Raw genomic sequence first — 22,253 nt, 5'->3', positions numbered from 1 at the left:
GAGAGCGCTCTCAAAGCCTGCCGGTGGCCACTGTGCTCCCCGCCCAGGAGGCCGTCAAGGGATGGCGCCGCAGACGCTGCCGGCCTACGGCCCGTCCCGCCGGGCCGGCTCTCCGCCCCTCTTATCCGCCGGTGGTCATCGTGGCAAGCCTGATTACGGACGTTTGCCGTCCTCTCGTCAACTGCGCAGGCCCTCTTGTGAGTTGAAGCCCACCTCTTAACAATGCGCATGACAACCGAAGGATCTTCGGTCGCATTGTCACCAGAGGGGAACCCCCACATGAACAAGCCTCTCGCCGGCGCCGTGTTCGCCCTGCTCCTCACCGGAGCGGCGGCGGCCCCGGCCGTGGCCCAGGCACCCCGGGACACGGCCGCGCAGGCCGTGGCGGTCAACTTCGCCGGCACGGTAGCGCTCAGCAACTGCTCCGGCTCGGTCGTCCGCGTGCCCGACTCGCTGCCGAGCGACCCCGCTCTCGTCCTGTCCAACGGCCACTGTCTGGAGTCCGGCATGCCGGCGGCCGGTCAGGTCGTCAAGGACAAGGCCTCCAGCCGCTCCTTCTCGCTGCTGAACGCCTCGGGCACCAAGGTCGCCACGCTGCGCGCGAGCAAGATCTCGTACGCGACGATGACGGACACGGACATCTCGATCTACCAGCTGACCAAGACCTACGCGCAGATCAGCAGCCAGTACGGGATCAGCGCCCTGACCCTGAATGACGCCCACCCGGTGCAGGGGACCGCGATCAAGGTGGTGTCCGGATACTGGAAGCGCACGTACAGCTGCAACGTCGACGGGTTCTCCTACCTCCTCAAGGAGGGGGCGTGGACCTGGAAGGACTCGCTGCGCTACACCTCGTCCTGCAACACCATCGGCGGCACCTCCGGCTCGCCCGTGATCGACACGACGACGGGCAAGGTCGTCGCCGTCAACAACACGGGCAACGAGGACGGCGGCCGCTGCACGATGAACAACCCGTGCGAGGTGGACCAGAGCGGAGCGGTGACGGTCCGCCAGGGCATCAACTACGCGCAGCAGACCTACACCATCGTTCCCTGCGTCGGCCCCGGCAACAAGATCGACCTCGCCCGCCCCGGCTGCACCCTCCCGAAGCCGTAGCGCTTTTCGTCACAGTGGCCGGCTCCACTGTGACGACAGGCCCTGGCGCAACGCGTCGGGGCCCGCCCGGAAACCGGACGGGCCCCGACGTTCACCGCGGGTCAGTTCTTGGGGACCGTGATGACGACGGTGTTGCACACCTTGTCGGCGAAGGTCTGCTTCTTGGCGTCCCACAGCGGCCACAGCCACCCGATGTAGCAGGCCAGGGAGTCCAGGAAGTGCGCCAGCTTGCGCACGAAGGCCATGCCGAAGCCGAGGGTTCTGCCGTCGGCCTCGCGGCGCAGGCTGATCCCGAGGACCTTCTTGCCGATCGTCTGACCGGTCGAGCCCTCCTTGAAGAGCTGGAAGAAGCCCATCGCCACGGCGTAGATCGCGCCGATGGCGAAGAACACGCCCGGCTCGGAGTTGGCCGGGTCGTCGCTCATCGCGAGGTCGATGAAACCGAGGGCGTACATCGGGCCCACGATGATGAGCGCGTCCAGGAGGTACGCACCGAAGCGCTGACCCCAGTGCGCCAGCGGCGGCATGCCGGCGCCCGGCATGCCCGGCATGCCGGCCTGCGGGTAGGCGCCGTACGGCTGCTGCGGGGGCATGCCCATGGGGGGCTGCTGCGGGTAGCCGTACTGCGGGGGAGCGTCCTGCGGGGGCTGCTGCGGGTAGCCGTACTGCGGGGGCACGCCCTGCGGAGCCTGCTGCGGGTAGCCGGGCTGACCCTGCGGGGGCTGCTGCTGGCCGTAGGGATTGTTCGGGTCGCCGAAGCTCATGGCGAAGTCTCTCCAGGGTGTGACGGGGACGAGCGGCCCGCGCGGAGGGACATGGCGATCTGGGCGGTTGACCCCCGGCGATTCCGCGAACTTGCGGCCCCATCGTGTTAGTAACATCGACCACTTGTCCAATCCGTTGTCCATGACCCGAACAGGTGGAGGGGTTTGCCTCCCAGGTGGGGGAAGGGACGGGTCCGGTGCCCGGAGCCGGCACCTGTCCGGGGCACCCGCGCGGCGACGGCACGGAGTCCCGGACCCTGACGACAGGTCCGGGACTCCCGGGGCCACTTCGCTGACCGCCTCTACAACGACCGGCGGCCCTCTCGGTCACCGGCGCGGCGCCACCGCGACGCCGGCTACTTCGGCATCAGGACGGTGTCCACGATGTAGACGGTCGCGTTGGCGGTCGGGACGCTGCCGCAGACGACGGTGGACGTGCCGTTGACCTTGTAGGCCTCACCGGAGCCTGCCGTGGTCACCTTGCCGGTCTGCAGGGTGGTGAAGGAACCGGTCTCCAGCTGCTTCGGGGTCAGCTTCTGACCGACCACGTGGTAGGTCAGGATCTTGGTGAGCGTGGCCTTGTCGGCGAGGACCTTGTCGAGGTCGGCCTTGGGGATCTTGGAGAAGGCGGCGTTGGTCGGCGCGAACACGGTGATGTCCTTGGCGTTGTTGAGGGTGTCGACCAAGCCCGCCTGCTTGACGGCGGCCACCAAGGTGGACAGCGCGGGGTTGTTGGACGCGGCGGTGGCGACCGGGTCCTTGGCCATGCCGTCGAAGCTGCCCGCGCCGGTCTCGGGGACGCCGGCGCACGCCGGGCCGAAGGGCCCCTCCGTAGTCTTCGACGCGGCGCCGTCCGTGGCGGGCGAGGAACCGTCCGTGCCCGTCCCGGCGGCCGGACCGGCGGCGGTGTCCGTACCGGAGTCGGAGTCGGAGCAGGCGGCGAGCGCGAAGGGCAGCACGGCGGCCGTGGCGACGGCGACGGCGGTACGGCGGAAACGAAGGGTGCTCATGGCGTGTTCTCCAGGGATGCGAGGGTGAGGCTCGGAAAAAGGGGTGTACGGGTGCGGACCGGTGGATGTCCGGTAGTGGTCCGGTCAGTCGGCGGTGACGAAGACGCTGTGCCGGCCGCTCGCGCCGTCCGGGACGGTGCGGGTGCGCTGCTCGGTCTGGACCTCGCCCGTGCCGTCCGTGGCACGGACGCTCAGGTGGTGTCCGCCGGGCGTCGTCCGCCAGGGGAAGGACCACTGGCGCCAGGTGTCGGTGGTGGCCTGCGCGGCGAGGCCCGCCTCCTGCCACGGACCGTCGTCGACGCGTACCTCGACCCGTTCGATGCCGCGGTGCTGGGCCCAGGCGACTCCGGCGACCGTCACCGTCCCGGCCGGAGTACGGGCGAAGGGCTTGGGAGTGTCGATGCGGGCCTGGGTCTTGACCGGCGCCCGGCGGGCCCAGCCGCGCTTGACCCAGTACGGGTCGTAGGCGTCGAAGGTGGTGAGCTCGATGTCCCGGACCCACTTGCAGGCCGATACGTAGCCGTAGAGCCCGGGAACGACCATCCGGACCGGGAAGCCGTGTTCGAAGGGGAGCGGCTCGCCGTTCATGGCGACGGCGAGCATCGCGTCCCGGCCGTCCATGACCTCCTCGACGGGGGTGCCCAGCGTCATCGCGTCCACCGAGCGCGCGATCAGCTGGTCGGCCGGGCCGCCCTGCGACGGCGCCGCGACACCCGCTTCCCGCAGGAGGTCCGACAGGCGTACGCCGAGCCAGCGCGCGGAGCCCGCGTACGGGCCGCCCACCTCGTTCGACACGCAGGTCAAGGTGATGTCCCGTTCGATCAGCGGGCGTTGGAGGAGGTCGGCGAAGGAGTAGGAGCGCGGGCGCGCGACGCCCTTGCCGTGGATGCGCAGACGCCAGGTGTCCGCGTCCACCTCGGGGACCACGAGAGCGGTATCGACACGGTAGAAGTCCTTGTTCGGTGTGGTGAAAGCACTGAGGCCGGGAACGCGCGGCGACGCCCCCGCCGGGATCGGCGCGGCCGCGGAGGCGGGCGCGGGCAGTCGTACGGCGGCGCGGGAAGCGGCGGCGCCCGCGCCGCGCCGGCCGGTGAGGGAACGGCCCAGGGTGCCCACCGCCGTGGAGGCGAGGGCGGTGGCGCCGGCCGCGACGAGGAAGCCGCGCCGGTTCCGGACGGCCGGCCCGTCGCCGTCCGGTGTGGCGGCCGCGGCGCCGCCCCCGCCCGAGGGGCGGGCAAGGGGGCCGACCGCCTTCCCCGCCAGGAGGAACAGCACCGGCGCGCCGGTCACCGCCCCCGCCAACGAAGGCAGGGCGTCGCCCACGCCGGCCGCGTCGGGCCGGCTGAGGGCCGCGGCCGCGCCGAGGGCGCCGAAGGCCAATACGCCCGCAGCACCCGCACGTCGGTGACGCAGGGCGAGCATCCCCAGCAGGGCCGCGAGGAGGCCGACCGTGGCGAGGATGCCGAGCCGCAGGACCAGCTTGTCGTTCTCGCCGAAGGTGCGGATGGCGAAGTCCTTGAGCGCCGCCGGCGTGCGGTCGACGGCCGCCCCGCCGATCACAATGACCGGCCCGGCCTGCGGACGCACCAAAGACGCGGTCAGCTCGGCGGCGGCCAGTGCGGCGTACCCGGCCAGCAGGCCGCTCGCCGCGGCGAGGGCGCCGCGCCCGAGGATCCTTCGGTTGATGCTCACGACCGTCATTCGGCGCGGGACCGCCGCTGGACGGGTCCGTCATCCCGATTCTTTTTCCGACCGCCCGCCCATCCGTGAGGCGTCCGGCTCCGAAGACAGGAAGAGAAGACAGGAAGAGACGGCAAGGCTCCGGAGCGCACCGGACACTCGGAGGACGAGGGCCCGGTACGCCTGCTACGAAGGATCGTTCATGCGATGGATGGACCGGCGAGACCCGCTCTCGGCCCCGGCGTGCGCACCCGGGCCCACCCGCACACGGGGGGCGCTCGAATGAACCCCGAAAGGCTGCGCTTCGCCGCAACGGGTCCCGGCTCCGGTCACGGCCCCGGTTCCGCCAGGACGGAGCCGGCGGAGCTGATGGCGCGCGTCGCGCAGGGAGACCAGGACGCCTTCTCCGCGCTGTACGACGTCGTGGCGGCAACCGTCTTCGGCATCGCCGTCAAGGTGCTGCGCGACCGCGCGCAGTCGGAGGAAGTCGCCCAGGAGGTGATGATCGACGTGTGGCGCCAAGCCGCCCGCTACCGCCCCGACCGGGGCAGCGTGATGACCTGGGTGGCCACGATCGCCCACCGCCGGGCGGTCGACCGGGTGCGCTCCGCCCAGGCGTCGGCCACCCGCGAGTACGACGTCGGCGTACGCGAACAGGTCCGGCCCTTCGACGAGGTGAGCGAGCAGGTGGAGAACCGCCTGGAGCGCGACCAGGTCAAGCGCTGCCTGCGCGGGCTCACCGAGCTCCAGCACCAGGCCGTCACCCTCGCCTACTACCAGGGGCTGACCTACCGGGAGGTCGCCGAGACCCTCCGGACGCCCCTTCCCACCATCAAGACCCGGATGCGCGACGGACTGATCCGGCTGCGCGACTGCATGGGGGTGACCACATGAAGCACGAAGACGAACTGCACACCCTCACCGCGGCCTACGTGCTCGACGCGCTCGGCCCGGGCGAACGCGACGCCTTCCGCGCGCACTTGACCCGCTGCGAGCCCTGCTCGCAGGACGTCGCCGGATTCTCCGCCACGGCCGGCAAACTGGCCGTCGCCGTCGCCCTCGCGCCCCCGCCGCACATCAAGGCCGCCGTCCTCGGCCGCATCGAGAACGTCCGCCGGCTGCCCCCGCGGATCGGCACCCGCCGGGCGGCAGGGTTCCTCGGCCGACTCCCGCGCAAGGCCGGTGCGTTCGCGGTCGCCGCGTCCCTGGCCGGAGCGGCGGTCTTCGGCGGCGCCGCGCTGTGGCAGGCCGGCCAGACGGACCGGGCCCGCCAGGACGCCCGGCAGGCCGTCGCGCGGAACCAGGAGCTGCGGGCCGTGGTCACGGCCCCGGACGCCCGTACCGTCCACGGCCGCACCAGCGGCGGAGCCGCCGCGACGGTGATCGCCTCCCCGGGCCGCGACCGGGCCGTGTTCCTCACCGACCGGCTGCCGCCCGCGGGCGAGGGAAGGACGTACCAGCTCTGGCTGGCCGACCGCGGCACGATGCGCCCGGCGGGCTTCCTCGCCGGTGACGGGGCCGCGGTGCTGAACGGCGGCCTCGGTACGGCCACGGCGGTCGGCCTGACCCTGGAGCCCGCCGGTGGCTCGCCCCGGCCGACGACCAGCCCGCTGGTCCTGCTCACCCTCCCCGCGTAGGGGGTGTCTACTCGAACGGGTGGCCGGGGGCGAGGGTCACGGCCAGCCGTTCGGCGATGTTCTGCGCCGCGTTGCCCTCGGGCGCGCCCGGCTCCACGGTCGCGGTGACCGCGATGGCCAGGCGCTCGGCGGGCAAGTACGCCTGGATCGCGGCGAATCCGCTGAACGACGGGTTCTGCAGGACCCAGCCCTTCGACACGATGAGGCCGAACCCGAAGTGCCTGTCCTCGACCTGGGCGCTGCACACGGTCGCCGGGCAGTCCTTCGTGGAATGCCCGAGACCCACGGTGCCGGGGTCGAGCTGGGTCGTGAAGGAGGCCGGCGAGAGCAGTTCGCCCGACCCGATGGCCTGCGCCGAGCGGGCCAGGTCGCAGATGTGCGTGGTCTGCACCGCGCCCGGGGCGGTGGTCCAGGAGGGGTCCCAGTACGTGGACTCCTCGTACGTGCCGCGCTCGGCGTCGTAGGAGTGCAGGACGGGGGCCGGGATCTGCGGGGTGAAGCCGTTGGCCGTGCCCTTGAGTCCGAGCGGCCCCATGACGCGCTGTTGGAGCAGTTCGTCGAGAGGGATGCCCGAGATCTTCTCCAGGGCGGCGCCCAGGAGGACGAAGTTGATGTGCGAGTAGCTCCAGTTGGTGCCCGGCTCGTACCACAGCGGGTGGGCGAGGGGATACGAGAGGAGGTCGCCGGTCGTCCAGTGCCGGAAGGGGGCGGCATAGAGAGCGGCGATGAACTTCGGGTCGCTCACGTAGTCGTGCAGGCCCGAGGTGGTGCTGCCGAGCATGCGCAGGGTGATCTTGTCCTTGCCCGGCAGGTCCGGCAGGTCGGGCAGCCAGCGCGTCACGGGATCGTCGAGACCGGCCTTTCCCTGCTCGACGAGCTGGAGCAGCACGGTGGCCATGTAGGCGATGGCGACCGAACCGGACCGGAAGCGCATGTCCGCGGTGACGGGTACGCCCGACATCGACTCGCCGAGCGCTCCGGTGACGACCTCCCGCCCGTCCCGGGTGACCCGGAGGATGACGGACTTGAGGGCGAGCTCGCCCTTCGCCCGCCGGGCGATGTCGAGGATCTCCCGGGCCTCCCCGCCGACGGGTCCGGAGGTGGCGGCGCAGCGCCCGGGAGCGGCGGGCGCGGCGGCGGCCGGGACGGTCTGGAGGGCCGTGGCCATCAGGGCGGCGGCGCACAGCAGCGCCGTGCGGCCACGCGTCGCAGGGCCACGGTTCGCACGAGCACTGCGACCGTGCGAACCGCCACGATCATCGGACATCGCATTCACCCGCCCACCGGGGTGCCGGCCGTGCCGAGCAGCGCGGTCGTGTGGTCACCCTTCGATGGAACGCCCTGCCCCGCGCGTCCGCGAATCGGGGGCCGCGACACCGTCACCCCCCGGGGTCTGGTCCCCGGCCCGGGCCGCGGGGATCATGAGGGGGCGCCGGCGCGAAGGGGCTCCGGCGCCCGCCACCGAGCCCAGGGGGTCCATGTGCCGTCCGTCGAGTCGAGCTACGCGTCGGGGGCGTGCGGGGTGCCGCTGCTGGGCGACACCATCGGGGACAACCTCGACCGCACCGTACGCAGGTTCCCCCGCCGGGACGCCCTCGTCGAGGTGGCGACAGGGCGCCGGTGGACGTACGCGGAGTTCGCCGCCGACGTCGACGCCCTCGCGCTCGGACTGCTGGGCCTGGGCATCGTCAAGGGGGACCGGGTCGGCATCTGGGCGCCCAACCGCGCCGAGTGGACGCTGGTGCAGTACGCGACCGCCAAGATCGGGGCGATCCTCGTCACCGTCAATCCGGCCTACCGCTCCCACGAGCTGGAATACGTCCTGTGCCAGTCCGGGATCCGGCTGCTGGTTGCGGCGGACCGGTTCAAGACCTCCGACTACGCCGCCATGATCGAGGAGGTCCGGCCGCGCTGCGCGGCGCTGGAGTTCGTGGCCCTGCTGGAGGGCACGCTCTGGAACTCCCTGCTGGAGCGCGGCCGTCAGGGAAATCCGGCCGAACTCGCGCGCGCCCAGGCGGCTTTGAGCCCCGACCAGCCCGTCAACATCCAGTACACCTCGGGGACCACCGGCTTCCCCAAGGGTGCGACCCTCTCGCACCACAACATCCTGAACAACGCCTACTTCGTCGGTGAGTCGTGCGGCTACACCGAGCTGGACCGGGTCTGCATCCCGGTCCCGTTCTACCACTGCTTCGGCATGGTCATGGGAAACCTCGCCTGTACCAGCCACGGCGCGGCCATGGTCATCCCCGCGCCCGCCTTCGAACCGGGCGCCACCCTGGCCGCCGTCCAGGCGGAGTCCTGCACCTCGCTCTACGGCGTCCCCACCATGTTCATCGCCGAACTGGCCCGCCCGGACTTCGCGTCCTACGACCTCTCCAGTCTGCGCACGGGGATCATGGCGGGCTCGCCCTGTCCGGTGGAGGTGATGAAGGAGGTCATCGACCGGATGGGCATGCGCGAGGTGTCCATCTGCTACGGGATGACGGAGACCTCGCCGGTCTCGACCCAGACCCGCGCGGACGACTCGCTCGAGCGGCGGGTCTCGACCGTGGGCCGTGTCGGACCGCACTTGGAGGTGAAGGTCGTCGATCCGGCCTCCGGCAGGACCGTCCCGCGAGGTGAACCGGGTGAACTGTGCACCCGGGGCTACTCGGTCATGCTCGGCTACTGGGACCAGCCCGAGCGCACCGCCGAGGCCGTCGACGCGGCGCGCTGGATGCACACCGGCGATCTCGCCGTCATGGACGGCGAGGGCTATCTGAGCATCACCGGCCGGATCAAGGACATGGTGATCCGCGGCGGCGAGAACCTGTACCCGCGTGAGATCGAGGAGTTCCTGCACGGGCACCCGGACGTCATGGACGTACAGGTGATCGGCGTGCCCGACCCGAAGTACGGGGAGGAGCTCATGGCGTGGGTACGGATGCGAGAAGGGGCGGAGCCGCTGACCGCGGAGGCCGTCCGCGCGTACTGCGACGGCCGGCTGGCCCACTTCAAGATCCCGCGCCACGTCCACGTCGTGGAGGAGTTCCCGATGACGGTGACGGGCAAGATCCGCAAGATCGAGATGCGGGAGATGGCGGCACGACTGCTGGACCCGCCCCCGGGCCCCTAGGCCGGCCGCGGTGGCGGACGCCGGTCCCCTCCGGTGGCCGCCCCGTCCGGTGTCCGACCCGCCCCTCGGCGGGCCGGACACCGGACGAGTGCCGGCATCGGCTCAGCGCCCTGCCCCGGCTCCCTTCCCCGCGACCACGTTGCCGGTGACCGTGCCGTCGCCGGCCAGGGTCACCGCGTGCCGGACCCCGTCGGAGCCGAGGACCACCACCCGCCACGCGCCTCCGCCGCCCTGCTGTGCGACCACCCGCAGCGATTCGGCCTTCCCGCCGGGCACCGCGGCCTGCGCCTTCTCCAAGGCCTGCGCCGCCGGCAACGCGGGAAGGGGCACGGGTGCCCGGTCGGCCCGGTCCACGACGGTTCCGTCGGGCCCGTCCGGCAGGGCGGGGCGGACCGCGCCGTCCTTCCGGTCGCCGCCCTTCTGGCCCTTCAGGCCCGGCTGTCCCGGCTGCCCGGGCTTCGCGGGGCGCACGGGCGGCGCCGCCATCGAACCCTCCGCCTGCCGCTCGACGTCGAACCGGTCCCAGAGGCGCTCCGCGCGGGTGCGCCGGACGTCGTGGTCGTGGTCCGCCACGGCCACGGCCGTGGCCCCCGCGCCGCCCGCCGCCACGACCACGAGCCCGAGCGCCACCCAGCGGCCCCGGCCCTCACGGGCGAACCGGGCGAGCCGGGCACCGCGTCCCGGCGCCTTGACGGTCGCGGCTGCGCCGCCCTCGCCCGGATCCGCCGGGTACTCGGGCTGCTGGGGTATGGACTCGGTCATCTGGATGCTCCTCGCGTTCTCCGGGCGACGCGCCCGGCTCGGCCGATCCTGCGGCCAGGACCCTGAAGCCCCGCTGAAGCGAGCTGAAGAACCCTTCAGCTAGCCCGCGACGCGACCTGAGAACCTTGCCCCATGCGCGTACTGGTAGTCGAGGACGAACGGCGGCTGGCCGCCGCCCTGCAACGCGGCCTGCGGGCCGAAGGCTTCACGGTGGACACGGCACACGACGGCCCGCAAGGCCTGTGGATGGCCGGCGAGCACGACTACGACGCCATCGTGCTCGACATCATGCTGCCCGGACTCAACGGCTACCGGGTCTGCGCCCGGCTGCGCGCGGCCGGCTGCGAGTCCGGCATCCTCATGCTCACCGCGAAGGACGGCGAGTACGACGAGGCCGAGGCCCTCGACACCGGAGCGGACGACTTCCTCTCCAAACCGTTCTCCTACGTCGTCCTCGTGGCCCGCCTGCGCGCCCTGATCCGGCGCACCGGCCGCCGCAGCCCGCAGGTCATGGAGTTCGGCGACCTCGTCGTCGACCCGGCACGCCGACGCTGCACGCGCGGCGGTGTCGAAGCCCGGCTGACCTCGCGCGAGTTCGCCGTCCTGGTGCACCTGGCGAGCCGGGCCGGGGAGGTCGTGCCCAAGCGGGAGATCCTGGACCACGTCTGGGACGCCGCGTACGAGGGCGACCTCAACGTCGTCGAGGTCCACGTCAGCGCGCTGCGCCGGAAGATAGACGCCCCCTTCGGGCGGGCCGCCGTGGAGACGGTCCGGGGCGCCGGCTACCGGCTGGCGGCCGACGGTGGCTGAGTCCTGTGACGGGGACCGGGCGGACCTCCCGCGCGACGACCGGGCGAAGGCCCCGCACCGCACCCCGGCCCGCCTGCGCGAAGCCGCGTACCGGCTGCGCGAAGCGGCGTACCGGCTGCGCGCAGCCGCGTACCGGCTGCGCCCGAGGTCGGTGCGTGCCCAGGCCACTCTCGGCGCTTCCGCCGTGGTGGCGCTGGCCCTCGGTGCGGCCGCCGTCGCGCTGCTGGGTGCGCTGGAGGCCAATCTGACGCGCGGTGCCCAGGCCGACGCCGAACGCCAGGCCGTCAACATCGCGGCGCTCGTGGCCGCGGGCCGACTGGACAACGGCCCCCTCCCGGGCCGCGGGACGGATTTCCTGCAGGTCGTCGACGCGCAGGGCCGGGTCCTCGCGGCCAGCCCCAACCTCGCCGGCCGCCCCGCCCTCGCCCCCGCCCCTCCCCGCACGCCCGGCACCGTCCGGGACACCTGGAAGGGCGTACGGGTACGCGAACAGCACCGCCAGCGCGTCGTGCAGGTCACCACCGTCACCTCGAAGGGCCTCGTCACCGTCTACGCCGGGACCTCGCTCAGGGACGCCGACACCGCCGACGACACCATCATGGCCGCGCTGTTCGTGGCGGTCCCCCTGCTCGTGCTGGTGGTGGCCGCGATCACCTGGCGGGTCACCGGCTGGGCGCTGCGCCCCGTAGAGGCCATCCGCGCCGAGGTCGCCGAGATCGGGGACCGCGAACTGCACCGCCGGGTGCCCGTCCCGCGCACCGGCGACGAGGTGGCCCGGCTCGCCGTCACGATGAACGCCACCCTGGACCGGCTGGAGGCCTCCGGCGTCCGCCAGCGCCGGTTCATCGCGGACGCCTCGCACGAGCTGCGCAGCCCGATCACCGTGCTCCGCACGCAGTTGGAGGTCGCGCAGGCCCACCCGGATCCGGCCCTGTGGGGCGAGCTGCTCAGCGGCGCGCTGGAGGACACCGTACGGCTCCAGGACCTCGCGGCGGACCTGCTCCTGCTGGCCCGCCTGGACACTTCGGAGCCGCCGCCCGACGCCACCGTCGACCTCACGGAGGTGGTGCGGGAGGCCGCCCGCCCGCGCACGGGCGAACGGGTTCCCGTACGGGCCGACGTCGCACCGGGGATCGTGGTGCGCGGCAGCACCGGCTGGCTGTCGCGGCTGGTCACCAATCTGCTGGACAACGCGCGGCGGCACGCCGAGGACCGGGTCGTGCTCGTCCTCGCCGTCGACGAGGTCCGCGGCGAAGCCGTACTGGAGGTCATCGACGACGGCGCGGGCATAGCCCCGGCCGACCGCGAACGCGTCTTCGAACGCTTCACCCGGCTCGACGACGCCCGCGCCCGCGACGAGGGCGGCACGGGGCTGGGCCTGGCCATCGCCCGCGACATCGCCCTCCGGCTGGGCGGAACCCTCGCCGTCCGGGACTCGCCGAAGGGCGCCCGGCTGGTGGCCACCCTCCCGCTGCGCTCCTGAGCCCAGGTCAGCAGACCGGCCGGCGGCCCGCGTCCCGGGCGGCCTCCTCCTCCGCCGCGACGGGCGTGGGCAGCGCCGGCACCGGATCGGCCGGCGTCGTCAGCAAGCCCTCCGCACCGGGCGCCAGGTGCGCCGCGCCCTTGGCGGTGACCCGGCCCGTGGAGACGGCTTCCAGAGTGCCGAGGGCCGTGACGTACGCGGGGAAGCCCTCCACGTCGCGCCGGTGGCGGGCCGGCTCCCGGTACGTGCCGAGAGCGGGGTAGCCGTCCTGTCCGGTCAGCGTGTACGAGGTGGTCACCACCCGGTACGCGGCCTCCGGGCGCAGCGCGGCGCCGCCGATGAGGACGTCGCCCGGCGCGACCCGGTCCCCGGCGGGCCGCGTGGCGTCGAAGGAGTAGCGGACGTTGTCCGACACCGCGAGCGGTGCGTAGGTCAGCTCGCCGGAGCCGTTGACGGCCCACTGCTGCTCCAGCGCGTCGTGGATCTGCCGGCCGCTCACCTCGGCGCTGACCAGCGGGCATCCGTAGCCGACGGACCTCCAGGCCCGCTCGAAGGCAACCGGGTCGTCCAGCGCGGGCCCGGCGAGCAGGTCCGTGTTGATGACGCTGCGGCCGACGCGCGGAGCGAGCGCGATGAGCGCCAGGTCCGCGCCGGAGCGGGCGGGGCGGGGGCTGGTGTCGAAGGAATCGGGTTCCTGCTCGGCCGCCCACAGCGCCCAGTCGGCGACGAGGTTGCCCATCGTGGACTCCCCGGCCGGCGAGAGGCGGCGGCTGAAGGAGGCGCGCTGGCGTCCGATGACCTCCGCCGCGTGCTGCCTCGCGTAGCCGTTCCAGTGGTCGACGACGTCCTGGAGCGCCGGATCGGGCGGCACGTCACGCGTGTTGGGATGGTTGACGGAGGTGGTGAGCTCGCGGACGACCGTACCCGTGTCGGCGTCGAGCCGCAGGACGATCTCGCCCACGATCTGTCCGTGGCAGCCGGCCTCCACGAACGGCCTCGGCCGCCCCTCCGGGTCCGGCAGCATCATGTTGAAAGCGCAGTGCCAGTGCCCCGTCACGATCGCGTCGATGTCCGGGGACACGCGCAGCGCCAGTTCGTACGCCGGACCGCTGGGCTCTTCGCCGGAGTCGAAGTCGCTTCCCGCCACGGCCCCGTCGTGCATGCTCAGGACGATGGCGCCGACCCCGAGCGCCTTGAGGCGGGCGGCGCAGAGGTTGGCGGCGGACAGCTCGTCGAGGGTGGTGAGGCCGGGTTGGAAGGAGTTCGTGAAGGATTCGCTGCCGACGGCCGTCAAATGGATGAAGCCGATGGGCAGGCGGCGCCCGCCCGGGGCGTCGACCCACTCGATGTTGTAGGGGGGAAGCACGGTTTCCCCGGTCGCGGTGGACACGGCGTTGGCGCTGTAGTAGCGGAAGTCGGCGCCGTGGAAGAGGGCGCCGCCCGAGTCCGGGAAGGTGTTGGTCCGCCCCGGCCCCTCGTAGGGGCGCCCCTGCTCCATGTGCCGGCGGAGGAAGCCGGGCGTACGGTCGAACTCGTGGTTGCCGGCCGTCGCGAAGTCCAGTCCGAGCCGGTTCAGGGCCTCGATCGTGGGCTCGTCGGCGAGGGTGAACGCGGGGAACTCCCAGCCTGAGAAGAGGTCGCCCGGTGCGAAGAAGAAGGAGTTGGCCCGGCCTTCCCGCAACCGCGCCAGGTGCGTGGCCATGTAGGCGACCCCGCCGACGGTGTACCTCCGGCCGCCCGCGCCGGTGATGACGGCATCGCGGGCCGGGGGCGCGGTGAGGTAGCCGTGCAGGTCGGTGATGTGGAGCAGCTGTACGTCGACGTACCCCGCCGCGCTCGCCGCGTCGCGCGCCGCTCCGGTGGCCGCCGCCGCGACGCCGGTGAGGGCTTTGACGCCGCTCGCCCCGGCCGCGCCGAGGGCCCCGGCCCCGCCGAGCGCGCCGGCGGCCCGGGCCAGGAACCGGCGACGGCCGAACTCTTCCATCCGAGACCCCGTCTCCACTGGTGGCGGGCCAACTCCCGCCCGTACGCGAGCAGTCTGCGGGCTCCGCGAGCCGTCCGTTGCGCGGTGTACGTCTCCCGCGCGAATGTCCGGGAAACTTCATCCCGTCGCCGTGTCCGTACGCGTCCCGCACGTCCCGGCGACCCTCCCGGCTCGACCCGGGGGCGTGCAAGGCATTTCCCCCGCGCTCCGTCGGGATCCGGCCGTTCTCGCCCCTCGGCGGGCACCGGACGGCCGCCCCCGGCCCCTCGCGCCGCCGCCCCCGCGGCTCCGGCACGAAGGCCGGTTCTCGTTACTCCTCCTTCCCGGCTCGGATGTACTCCCTCACTCACGGTTCCTCCAGGGCGCTTGGCGGCCCCGCTCCGCCATGGCGTGGCGGGGGTCCGCGGCAGGGGGCCGCCGTGGTTCGACGACGACGTGAAGGAGCTGCACGTGGCTGAGAAGACGCAACGGCCGACACGGGGAGCGGTGCCCGCGCCGCGCGGACATGCGGCCGGGGACCCGCCCGAGTTCACCTTCGCCTGGGGCACGCACAACCAGGCCATGGAGCAGCTCTCGCTCCGGGAGATGGCCGCGCGGCTGCCCGCCGCGCTCGCCCAGACCGCCCGGATGGCCTGGCGGATCGACCGCGCCTGCGTGACGTGGCTGCTGGCCGGCCAGGTCCTCGCCGGGGCCTGTACGGCGGCCACCCTCGCCGGGGTCGCCGACGCGATGGGCCCGCTGCTCGCCGCGGGCGACGCGGGCGAGCGCATCACGGCCGCTGCCTGGCCGCTGGCGATCGCGGCGGTGGCGGCCGGAGCCGGGACGACGGCCGAGATCGCCGCCGGCAGCGCCGCCCGCCGGCTGACCCCGCGCCTGAGCACGGCGGCCGACCTGGAGATGGTCGACGCGCACATGGACGTCGAGGTCTCGGCCTATGACGAGCCCGGGTTCTCCGACCGCTCGGAGGCCGCCGAGATCGGCGCCGCCCGCTCGTCCCTGCTCGTCAAGGACGCCATGGCCTTCACCAACGGCCTGATCAACCTCATCGCGGTCGCCGGCGTCCTCGCCGTCGTCCACCCCCTCCTGATGCCACTGCTCCTGCTCTGCGTCGTACCCCGCGGCGTGGGCGCCGTCATCGCCGCCCGCCTCGACCACGCCCTCCACAACGAGACGATCGCCTCGCGCAACATCCGGGGCATGATGCGCTGGTACCTGACCACCCACAAGCTCGGCGACGAACTGCGCTGCAACTCCATGCGCCCCTATGCCCACGCCTGGTACGCCGCCGTCTGCGGCCGCATCGACGCCAAACTCGTCGACTCCGCCCCCCGGTACCTGCGCGTCTCGCTCCTCGCCGCGGCCCTCGGCGGACTCTTCCAGGCCGGCACGTGGGCGGCGCTCGCCGCCCTCGTCCTCACGGGTTCCATGGCCCTCGCGGCGGCGGGCACCGCGATCGTCGCCATGCGGACCTCCGCGTCCGCGCTGTCCAGCCTCGTGGTGTACGGGGCGGCCATGTTCCAGCACGCCCTCTACCTGGAGGACTACCGCCTCTTCCTGGACCAGGCGCGCGAACTGGGCACCACCCGGGGCCGCGTGCGAGCGGCGCCGCCCCGCGACATCAGCCTGGAGAACGCCTCGTACACCTACCCGGGCAAGGACGCACCGGCGCTCGGGCCGGTCACCCTGTCGCTCACCCGCGGCGAGATCGTCGCCGTCGTCGGCGAGAACGGCGCCGGAAAGTCCACCCTCATCCGCCTGCTGACCGGCCTCACGGTACCGAGCGAGGGGGAGGCGCACTGGGACGGAGTCCCGACCCGGGACCACGACCAGCGGACCCTGTGGACGCATGTGGGCCTGGTCGCACAGTCCTACGCGCAGTGGCCCTTCACGGCCCGCGAGAACGTCACCCTCGGCCAGCCCGGCGAGCGCGGCGAAGCGGCCGTCTGGGAAGCACTCACGGCCGTCGGCCTGGGCGATGCGGTACGGGAGTACCCGCAGGGCCTCGACACGCTCCTGGCCCGCTCGCTGTGGGGCGGCCACGAACCCTCCGGCGGCCAGTGGCAACGCCTCGCTTGCGCCCGGGCCTTCCACCGCAGGCCCGCCCTCCTGATCATGGACGAGCCGACCTCGGCCATGGACGCGCGCGGGGAGCACCGGATCTTCACCGGGCTGCGGGAGATGAAGGACGACCGGATCACCATGATCGTCACGCACCGGCTGGAGAACTGCCGGCTGGCCGACCGCATCGTCGTCCTGGAGAAGGGCCGCATCACCGAGACCGGCACCTTCGCCGAACTGACCGCCCTCGGCGGCACTTTCGCCGAGCTGTACGGGCTCGCGCAGGACCGCTGATCACGGCCGCCGCCCCGGGCCCGCAAGCCGGGGGCGGCGGCCGGCGGCCGGCGGCGCTGGTCAGCCGGTGAGCTCGTCCACCGGGGCGGCGTACCGGGCGAGGAAAAGGTCCACGCCCGAGGTGACGACGCGGCTGAGCTCCGCCGGATCGGTCTCGGCGTCGGGCGCGAAGGTGTGGACGAGCTGCGGGACACCCACGGTGGCGGCGACGAGCTGCTGGACGGCGAGCGCGGGGTCGGGCATGTCGAGCCTCCCGCTGTGGTGGAGCGCGGTGAAGGCCTCGGTGAGGGGACCGTTGCACGTGTCGTACGTGACCCGGTACCAGAGCCGGCCGAGCTGCGGGAAGCGGTCGACCTCGCCGATGACCAGGCGGCGAAGCGACATGACGTCGGGACGCAGCAGCAACGTGGCCCAGTCGCGGGTCAGACCGATCAGGGCGGCGCGCAGGTCGTCGGCGTCCGCGAGTGTGGAGCCGTAGGGTGCGAGGCCCGCGTACGTGCGCCGCAGGATCCCTCCGATGACGGCGAGGAACAGCCGCTCCTTGGTGCCGAAGTGCTTGTAGACCGTGGCCTTGGAGACACCGGATCGGCTGGTGATCGCATCCATGGAAGCGGCGCAGTAGCCCTCCGCCAGGAACTCGGCGGCAGCCGCGTCCATGATCGCCTGCTGCTTGTGCCGCGCGGCGTCGGACGGGCCGGGGACGACCGGGATGCCGTAAGCGTCCGTGGCGTCGGCCGTCTCGGCTTCCATGGGGCGTCCTTCGCGTCTGCGCGGTGCGGTGAAGCGTGCCGTCCCAGTGTAGGAACCGAACCGTTCGGTGCGTGCCGCGCGCTCCCCACCCGGTGCCGGCCGGCCGGGCTCGCGCCGGCCGGCAGCCGCGTGGCTCAGCCCTGGCCCGCTTGGCCGTTCTTGATCATCTCGGTCATGTCGGCCGTGTCGTCCACCGGCGGGGCGGCGATGTCCTTCGCGACGCCGAAGGACTGGAACTCCACGTCGGCGCTGACGCTGCCGTAGGTCTGGCTCAGCCGCGCGGGCATGCCCTGGTCGTCGACCCAGACGTCGGCGACCAGCTCGTCGGCACTGCCGCCGCCCACCGCACCGAACAGGGAAGCGGCGTCGCCCAGCCGGTCCTTCGGAATCGTGGCGTGGTAGTGCACGGCGCTCTTGCCGTTGACGGTCTCCGTGCCGACCTTGGTGACGTCCTTGGCCCACTTGAGCGTCTTGAGGCCGGCCGTCGGGTCGCTGTTGCCCGTGTTCATGGCGGAGGCGCCCTTGTCGCCGAGGACGGCGGAGGCCTCCACCTTCAGCCAGCTCTTGCCCTTGAACGGGCCGTCCGGCGCCGGGTCGATGCCGTAGTAGTACGCGCCCTGCACGAGCCGCATCGTCACGGTGCCGTCCGCGACCATGTCCTCCATCTGGAGGTCCTTCGCCGGCATCTCGGCCTCCATCGCGAGGCCGTTGCCCCACGAGTAGACGCCTTCCATCGTCACCGGCTTGCCACCCGTGTCGGGCATCGTCACGGTCATCTTGACCTTGGCCGAGCCGGCCTTCGAGGCCTCGTCGGAAGCCTTCGTGAGCGTCGCGACCAGCGTCTCCGCGGTGTCGGCGGCCTGCTTGCCCACCGAACTGCCCGCGGTGCAGGCGCTCAGGCCCACCGTCACGATCAGTGCCGCGGTGATGCCCGCGGCGGCCTTCCCTGCCTTCATTCCCACCCCTTGGTCGTATGCCGACTCGGTCCGAGCCCGGTCCCCCCGGACAGGAAAACATCGTCGCACGCCCCGCTGACACTCCGGCCATGAGGCCGACTTCAGCCCGCCGGCAGTCCGCGACGCTTCCACGATGTTCCCCGCGACGAGCCATGAAAATCCTTTGGAGCCCGGGTGCGCGGCTCGTATACGCTCCGGACATGCTGCGACTCGAGAGGCTCCGGGCCGACCACGGAGACATCCTGCTGGCCTTCGAGCGGGAGAACAGGGAGTACTTCGCGCGGTCCGTGCCGGACCGGGGGGACGCGTACTTCACCGGGTTCGACGCGCGGCAGGGCGCGCTGCTCGCCGAACAGGACGCGGGCGCGTGCCACTTCCACATCGTGTTGGACGCGCACGGAGAACTGGTCGGCCGGGTCAACCTCGTCGACGTCGAGGACGGCTCCGCCGAACTCGGCTACCGGATCGGCGAACGCGCCGCGGGCCGTGGCACGGCTACGGCCGCCGTCGAGGAAGTCTGCCGGCTCGCCACGTCGCAGTACGGGCTCCACGTGCTCACCGCCGTCACCACCCTCGACAACGCGGCATCCGCGGGGGTCCTGCGCCGGACCGGGTTCACGGCGGTCGGCGACCTCACGGTCGACGGCCGCCCCGGGCGGAGCTACCGGCGCAAGCTCGCCGCCACCGGCTGACCCGCCCGGCCGGGCGCCGCGGCGCGCAAGTGCGGCGGGCACGGCCGGGACGGTCGGGAAGGCGCGGCCCGGAGGCGGGCGACGGATGCGGGCCCGTCACCCCATCGGTGCGCCCGGCGCGCGCGGGCGGCGGTGATCACGGAGGGTGTTGATCACTGGCAGCGCGCGCTGCCGGCCGGCCCCCGCACCGAGGAGTCCTCGACCCCATGGTTGTTGCCGCCGCCATCGCCGTCACCGCCGCGGCACTGATCGCCGTCTGCGCCCTGGCGGGCGCCTGCCAGGCGTACCGCACCAGGGCCGGCACCTTTATAGAGCGCTGCCCGGCTGCCGACGGGATGCCCGCGCGGGCGCGCGGCCGCTACCGAAAGCGTGTGCGCATGCGCGTCGGCTCTCGCCGCGAGTGGCCGGAGGTGCGCGAGTGGCCGGAGGTGCTGGACAGCGCCGCGGAGGACGCGACCCGGGCCGGGGCGTACCGACGCTGCGAGCCGGCCGCCGAAGTCCCGCCGCGGACACCGCCGAAGGCCGTACGGGACGTGGCGCCGGCGCCCACCGCCACCGCCGTGCACGCGCGTGGCCCCCGCCGGTGGCGGACACCGCCGAAGGCCGTACGGGACGTGGCGCCGGCGCCCACCGCCACCGCCGTGCACGCGCGTGGCCCCCGCCGGTGCCACGCGGACCTGCGCGTCGAGCGGCGCGCGGGCGGCGCCCTCACGCTCCAGGCGCCGCCGAACGCCACCGCCGCGCCGCCCCGTCACCGCGCGACCTTCCCCCTCGACGCCAAGGGAGATCCCGGCGTCGCTCGGCGGATCAGGCACGACGCGGGGTTCTCCGCCGCGCCCTTCCGCTGATCCTGCCCGACGACCCCTCCCGCTGATCGCGCCCGCCGACCCCGCGGCGGTGAGCCCGCTGCGGTGCCCCCGCTCCCTGAACCCGCTCCCTGAACCCGTCGGCTGGACCCGTCCGCCGAGTCCGTCCGCCGAGTCCGTCCGCCGAGTCCGTCCGCCGGGTCGTCCGCCGAATCCGCCGCGCCTTCGCCCGTCTTCGCGCCCGGCTCTGCCCGCTTGGACCGGCCCGAACCGCCTTCACCCCCGTTCCCGCGCCTCCCCGTACCCCCTTCCCCTTGGAGTAAGCCGATGGTCTTCGCCCCGTCGCCGTCCCCGGGCTGCCCCCACGCCGGACCCGCTCGCAGGACCGTGGTCCGGACGGCGGCCCTCGCCGCCGCCGGCATCACCGCGAGCCTCGCCCCGACGGCGTGGGCCGCGTCGGCGACCGCCTCCACGGCGGGGCCGGCGGTGGAGCCCGTACGGGCGGCGGCCGCCCCGGAGCCGCTCCCGCTGCGCACCGACCGCCACAGCCAGGGCGACATCCTCGCCGGCTTCCGCAAGGACCACGCCTGCCTGCTCTTCCTGCACTTCCGCGACGCCGCCAAGGCCCGCCAGTGGCTGAACCGCCTGCTGCCCTCCATCTCCACGACCGAGGAAGTGGCGCGCTTCAACAAGGCTTTCAGCAAGGCCCGTCGGCGTGCCGGCGGCATCGACCCCGCATCCATGTCCTGTCTGTGGACCGGGCTCGGCCTGACCCATCCGGGACTCCGCCTCTTCGCGGGCAAGGAACCCTTCCCGGCCGCCCCGGCCGGCTCGAACGCCGAGGCGTTCACCCAGGGCGCCGCAGCCCGCGCGCAGGACCTCGGGGACACTGGCGCCAGCGCCCCGCAGTCCTGGCTCTTCGGTGCCGAAGAGCCAGGGCGCGCGGTGCACGCCGTCCTCACCCTCGCCGCCGACGACCCCGAACGCCTCGCCACCGCCGTCGCCGAACACCGCGACGGCGCGGGCAAGGCCGGCGCGACCGTCCTCTTCCGGCAGGACGGCGCCACCCTCCCCGGCGCACTGCGCGGACACGAGCACTTCGGCTTCGCCGACTGCATCAGCCAGCCCGGCGTTCGGGGCTTCGACGAGCCCGACCCGGCCACCGGCACGACCGTCCTCGGCAAACCGGGCACCCGGCTGATCCCCGCCGGCGAGTTCGTCGTCGGACCCGAGCGGGTCGGGCAGCGGCCCACCGGCCTGCCCGCATGGGCCACCGGCGGAGCCTTCCAGGTCGTACGCCGCCTCGCGCAGGACGTGCCCGGCTGGTGGACGCAGGTCGCCCTGCGCCTCGCGGAACTCCAGCGCGCCGGCTCCGCGCCCGCCGACGCAGGCCGGGAGTGGCTCGGGGCCCGCATGATGGGCCGCTGGCCGGGCGGGATGCCCGTCGCCGTCTGTCCGGCCGCCGAACGGCTCCCCGGGCCCGGCGAGGACCCGGACGCCACGCTCGACTACAGCCAGGACCCCCAGGGCTGGCGCATGCCGCTGTTCGCCCACATCCGCAAGGGCAACCCCCGCGGCGGCCTCGTCCTCACCCCGGTCCGCCCTCCGCTGGCCCAGGCGGACCTCGACGGGCGCCGCCTGATGCGGCGCGGAATCCCGTACGGCCCCGTCTACGACTCCGACTCGGGGGCCGGCCACGGCGCCGAGGCCTCGCGCGGACTGCTCTTCGTATGCCATCAGGCGGACCTCGTCGGGCAGTTCGAGTTCGTGGCGCGCAAGTGGCTGAACGAGCCGGACTTCCCGCCCGGCCGCAACCCCCGCACGGGCGCCGACCCCGTACTCGGCCCGGACTCGCCCTGCGCCTTCGAGACCCCCTCGGCGAACGGCAGCCGGGCCGACACCCTCCATTTCGGCCGGTTCGTGCGCACGGAGGGAGCCGTCTACGCCTTCAGCCCCTCCCTGCCCGTCCTGCGCGGCCTGACCACCGGAGCGCTCGACGATTCCATCGAGTTCCACCCCGGCTCCGTCCTGCGCGCCGGCGACGTCCTCGACGCGGGCACGGTCCGCCTGACCCTCGACAGCGCGGGTGACCTCGTCCTACTCGACGCCCAGGGCCGCCGGACCTGGCACACCGACACCGGCGGCGCCGGCCGCGACGCCGTCTTCACCCGGGACGGCGAGCTGGTCCTGCGCACCGCCGAGGGCCGCCCGGCCTGGTCGAGCGGCACCACCGGCCACCCGGGCGCGCGGCTGCTGCTGCGCCCCGCCGGGGAGCTGGTGATCCGGGACGGCGACCGTGTGCTGTGGAAGGCGTCCGCCTCATAGGGTGAACG

General features: G+C 73.4%; 18 protein-coding genes. 10 read left to right on the top strand and 8 right to left on the bottom strand.

Annotated features, from left to right (window positions below):
• Positions 1-279: 279 nt before the first annotated feature.
• Positions 280-1,116 carry a serine protease gene (locus tag ACFWBY_RS15205; RefSeq protein ID WP_385331683.1) on the top strand — a complete coding sequence of 279 codons (837 nt, stop codon included), beginning with the start codon at positions 280-282 and terminating at the stop codon, positions 1,114-1,116.
• Positions 1,117-1,217: 101 nt separating this feature from the next.
• Here the strand turns inward: ACFWBY_RS15205 and ACFWBY_RS15200 are convergent, their stop codons facing one another.
• From ACFWBY_RS15200 to ACFWBY_RS15190, 3 genes are all read right to left on the bottom strand, one after another.
• Positions 1,218-1,880: an RDD family protein gene (locus ACFWBY_RS15200; protein ID WP_385331685.1), complete on the bottom strand. Its 663-nt coding sequence runs from the start codon at positions 1,878-1,880 to the stop codon at positions 1,218-1,220.
• Between the two features lie 356 nt (positions 1,881-2,236).
• Positions 2,237-2,890, bottom strand: coding sequence for a fasciclin domain-containing protein (locus ACFWBY_RS15195; RefSeq protein ID WP_385331688.1), 654 nt, complete (start codon positions 2,888-2,890; stop codon positions 2,237-2,239).
• A gap of 84 nt (positions 2,891-2,974) precedes the next feature.
• The gene (locus ACFWBY_RS15190; RefSeq protein WP_385331690.1) at positions 2,975-4,591 is read right to left on the bottom strand and encodes a molybdopterin-dependent oxidoreductase; all 1,617 of its coding nucleotides are present in this window, start codon (positions 4,589-4,591) and stop codon (positions 2,975-2,977) included.
• A gap of 348 nt (positions 4,592-4,939) precedes the next feature.
• Between ACFWBY_RS15190 and sigK the strand changes: the two genes are divergently transcribed.
• Together sigK and ACFWBY_RS15180 are read left to right on the top strand one after the other, a co-directional pair.
• Positions 4,940-5,464 carry an ECF RNA polymerase sigma factor SigK gene (gene sigK / locus ACFWBY_RS15185; RefSeq protein ID WP_385331744.1) on the top strand — a complete coding sequence of 175 codons (525 nt, stop codon included), beginning with the start codon at positions 4,940-4,942 and terminating at the stop codon, positions 5,462-5,464.
• A complete protein-coding gene (locus tag ACFWBY_RS15180) occupies positions 5,461-6,207 on the top strand; it encodes an anti-sigma factor domain-containing protein (RefSeq protein WP_385331693.1) in 747 nt (248 codons plus the stop codon). The genes sigK and ACFWBY_RS15180 overlap by 4 nt, the downstream gene beginning before the upstream one ends.
• Before the next feature lie 7 nt (positions 6,208-6,214).
• Here ACFWBY_RS15180 and ACFWBY_RS15175 read toward each other — a convergent pair whose 3' ends face one another.
• Positions 6,215-7,474, bottom strand: coding sequence for a serine hydrolase domain-containing protein (locus ACFWBY_RS15175; RefSeq protein ID WP_385409665.1), 1,260 nt, complete (start codon positions 7,472-7,474; stop codon positions 6,215-6,217).
• A gap of 213 nt (positions 7,475-7,687) precedes the next feature.
• Here ACFWBY_RS15175 and ACFWBY_RS15170 point away from each other — a divergent pair, with 213 nt between their 5' ends.
• Positions 7,688-9,325 (top strand): AMP-binding protein, encoded by a 1,638-nt coding sequence (locus ACFWBY_RS15170; RefSeq protein WP_385331699.1) that lies wholly within the window; start codon positions 7,688-7,690, stop codon positions 9,323-9,325.
• Positions 9,326-9,427: 102 nt separating this feature from the next.
• On the opposite strand, the gene ACFWBY_RS15165 is transcribed toward ACFWBY_RS15170, so the two are convergent.
• The gene (locus ACFWBY_RS15165; protein WP_385331702.1) at positions 9,428-10,087 is read right to left on the bottom strand and encodes a hypothetical protein; all 660 of its coding nucleotides are present in this window, start codon (positions 10,085-10,087) and stop codon (positions 9,428-9,430) included.
• A 132-nt stretch (positions 10,088-10,219) separates the two neighbouring features.
• Here ACFWBY_RS15165 and ACFWBY_RS15160 point away from each other — a divergent pair, with 132 nt between their 5' ends.
• Together ACFWBY_RS15160 and ACFWBY_RS15155 are read left to right on the top strand one after the other, a co-directional pair.
• The gene (locus tag ACFWBY_RS15160) at positions 10,220-10,897 is read left to right on the top strand and encodes a response regulator transcription factor (RefSeq protein ID WP_214953049.1); all 678 of its coding nucleotides are present in this window, start codon (positions 10,220-10,222) and stop codon (positions 10,895-10,897) included.
• Positions 10,890-12,380, top strand: a complete 1,491-nt coding sequence (locus tag ACFWBY_RS15155) for an ATP-binding protein (protein WP_385331705.1) — start codon at positions 10,890-10,892, stop codon at positions 12,378-12,380. The genes ACFWBY_RS15160 and ACFWBY_RS15155 overlap by 8 nt, the downstream gene beginning before the upstream one ends.
• Before the next feature lie 7 nt (positions 12,381-12,387).
• Here the strand turns inward: ACFWBY_RS15155 and ACFWBY_RS15150 are convergent, their stop codons facing one another.
• Positions 12,388-14,364, bottom strand: a complete 1,977-nt coding sequence (locus ACFWBY_RS15150; protein WP_385331708.1) for a bifunctional metallophosphatase/5'-nucleotidase — start codon at positions 14,362-14,364, stop codon at positions 12,388-12,390.
• A gap of 450 nt (positions 14,365-14,814) precedes the next feature.
• Between ACFWBY_RS15150 and ACFWBY_RS15145 the strand changes: the two genes are divergently transcribed.
• A complete protein-coding gene (locus ACFWBY_RS15145) occupies positions 14,815-16,716 on the top strand; it encodes an ATP-binding cassette domain-containing protein (protein ID WP_385331711.1) in 1,902 nt (633 codons plus the stop codon).
• 60 nt (positions 16,717-16,776) lie between these two features.
• Here ACFWBY_RS15145 and ACFWBY_RS15140 read toward each other — a convergent pair whose 3' ends face one another.
• Positions 16,777-17,466 (bottom strand): TetR/AcrR family transcriptional regulator, encoded by a 690-nt coding sequence (locus tag ACFWBY_RS15140; RefSeq protein ID WP_385343025.1) that lies wholly within the window; start codon positions 17,464-17,466, stop codon positions 16,777-16,779.
• A gap of 134 nt (positions 17,467-17,600) precedes the next feature.
• Positions 17,601-18,422, bottom strand: coding sequence for a hypothetical protein (locus tag ACFWBY_RS15135; RefSeq protein ID WP_385343022.1), 822 nt, complete (start codon positions 18,420-18,422; stop codon positions 17,601-17,603).
• A gap of 200 nt (positions 18,423-18,622) precedes the next feature.
• Between ACFWBY_RS15135 and ACFWBY_RS15130 the strand changes: the two genes are divergently transcribed.
• From ACFWBY_RS15130 to ACFWBY_RS15120, 3 genes are all read left to right on the top strand, one after another.
• Positions 18,623-19,114, top strand: coding sequence for a GNAT family N-acetyltransferase (locus tag ACFWBY_RS15130; RefSeq protein WP_385343019.1), 492 nt, complete (start codon positions 18,623-18,625; stop codon positions 19,112-19,114).
• Between the two features lie 206 nt (positions 19,115-19,320).
• Positions 19,321-19,962: a hypothetical protein gene (locus ACFWBY_RS15125; protein WP_385343016.1), complete on the top strand. Its 642-nt coding sequence runs from the start codon at positions 19,321-19,323 to the stop codon at positions 19,960-19,962.
• Between the two features lie 285 nt (positions 19,963-20,247).
• Positions 20,248-22,245, top strand: a complete 1,998-nt coding sequence (locus ACFWBY_RS15120) for a peroxidase (RefSeq protein ID WP_385343013.1) — start codon at positions 20,248-20,250, stop codon at positions 22,243-22,245.
• Positions 22,246-22,253: the final 8 nt, after the last annotated feature.

It is taken from the genome of Streptomyces sp. NPDC060049, from assembly GCF_042736715.1.
Lineage (GTDB): Bacteria > Actinomycetota > Actinomycetes > Streptomycetales > Streptomycetaceae > Streptomyces.
The sequence above is the reverse complement of the archived record's forward strand: the minus strand, read 5'-3'. Positions and strand labels throughout refer to the sequence as shown.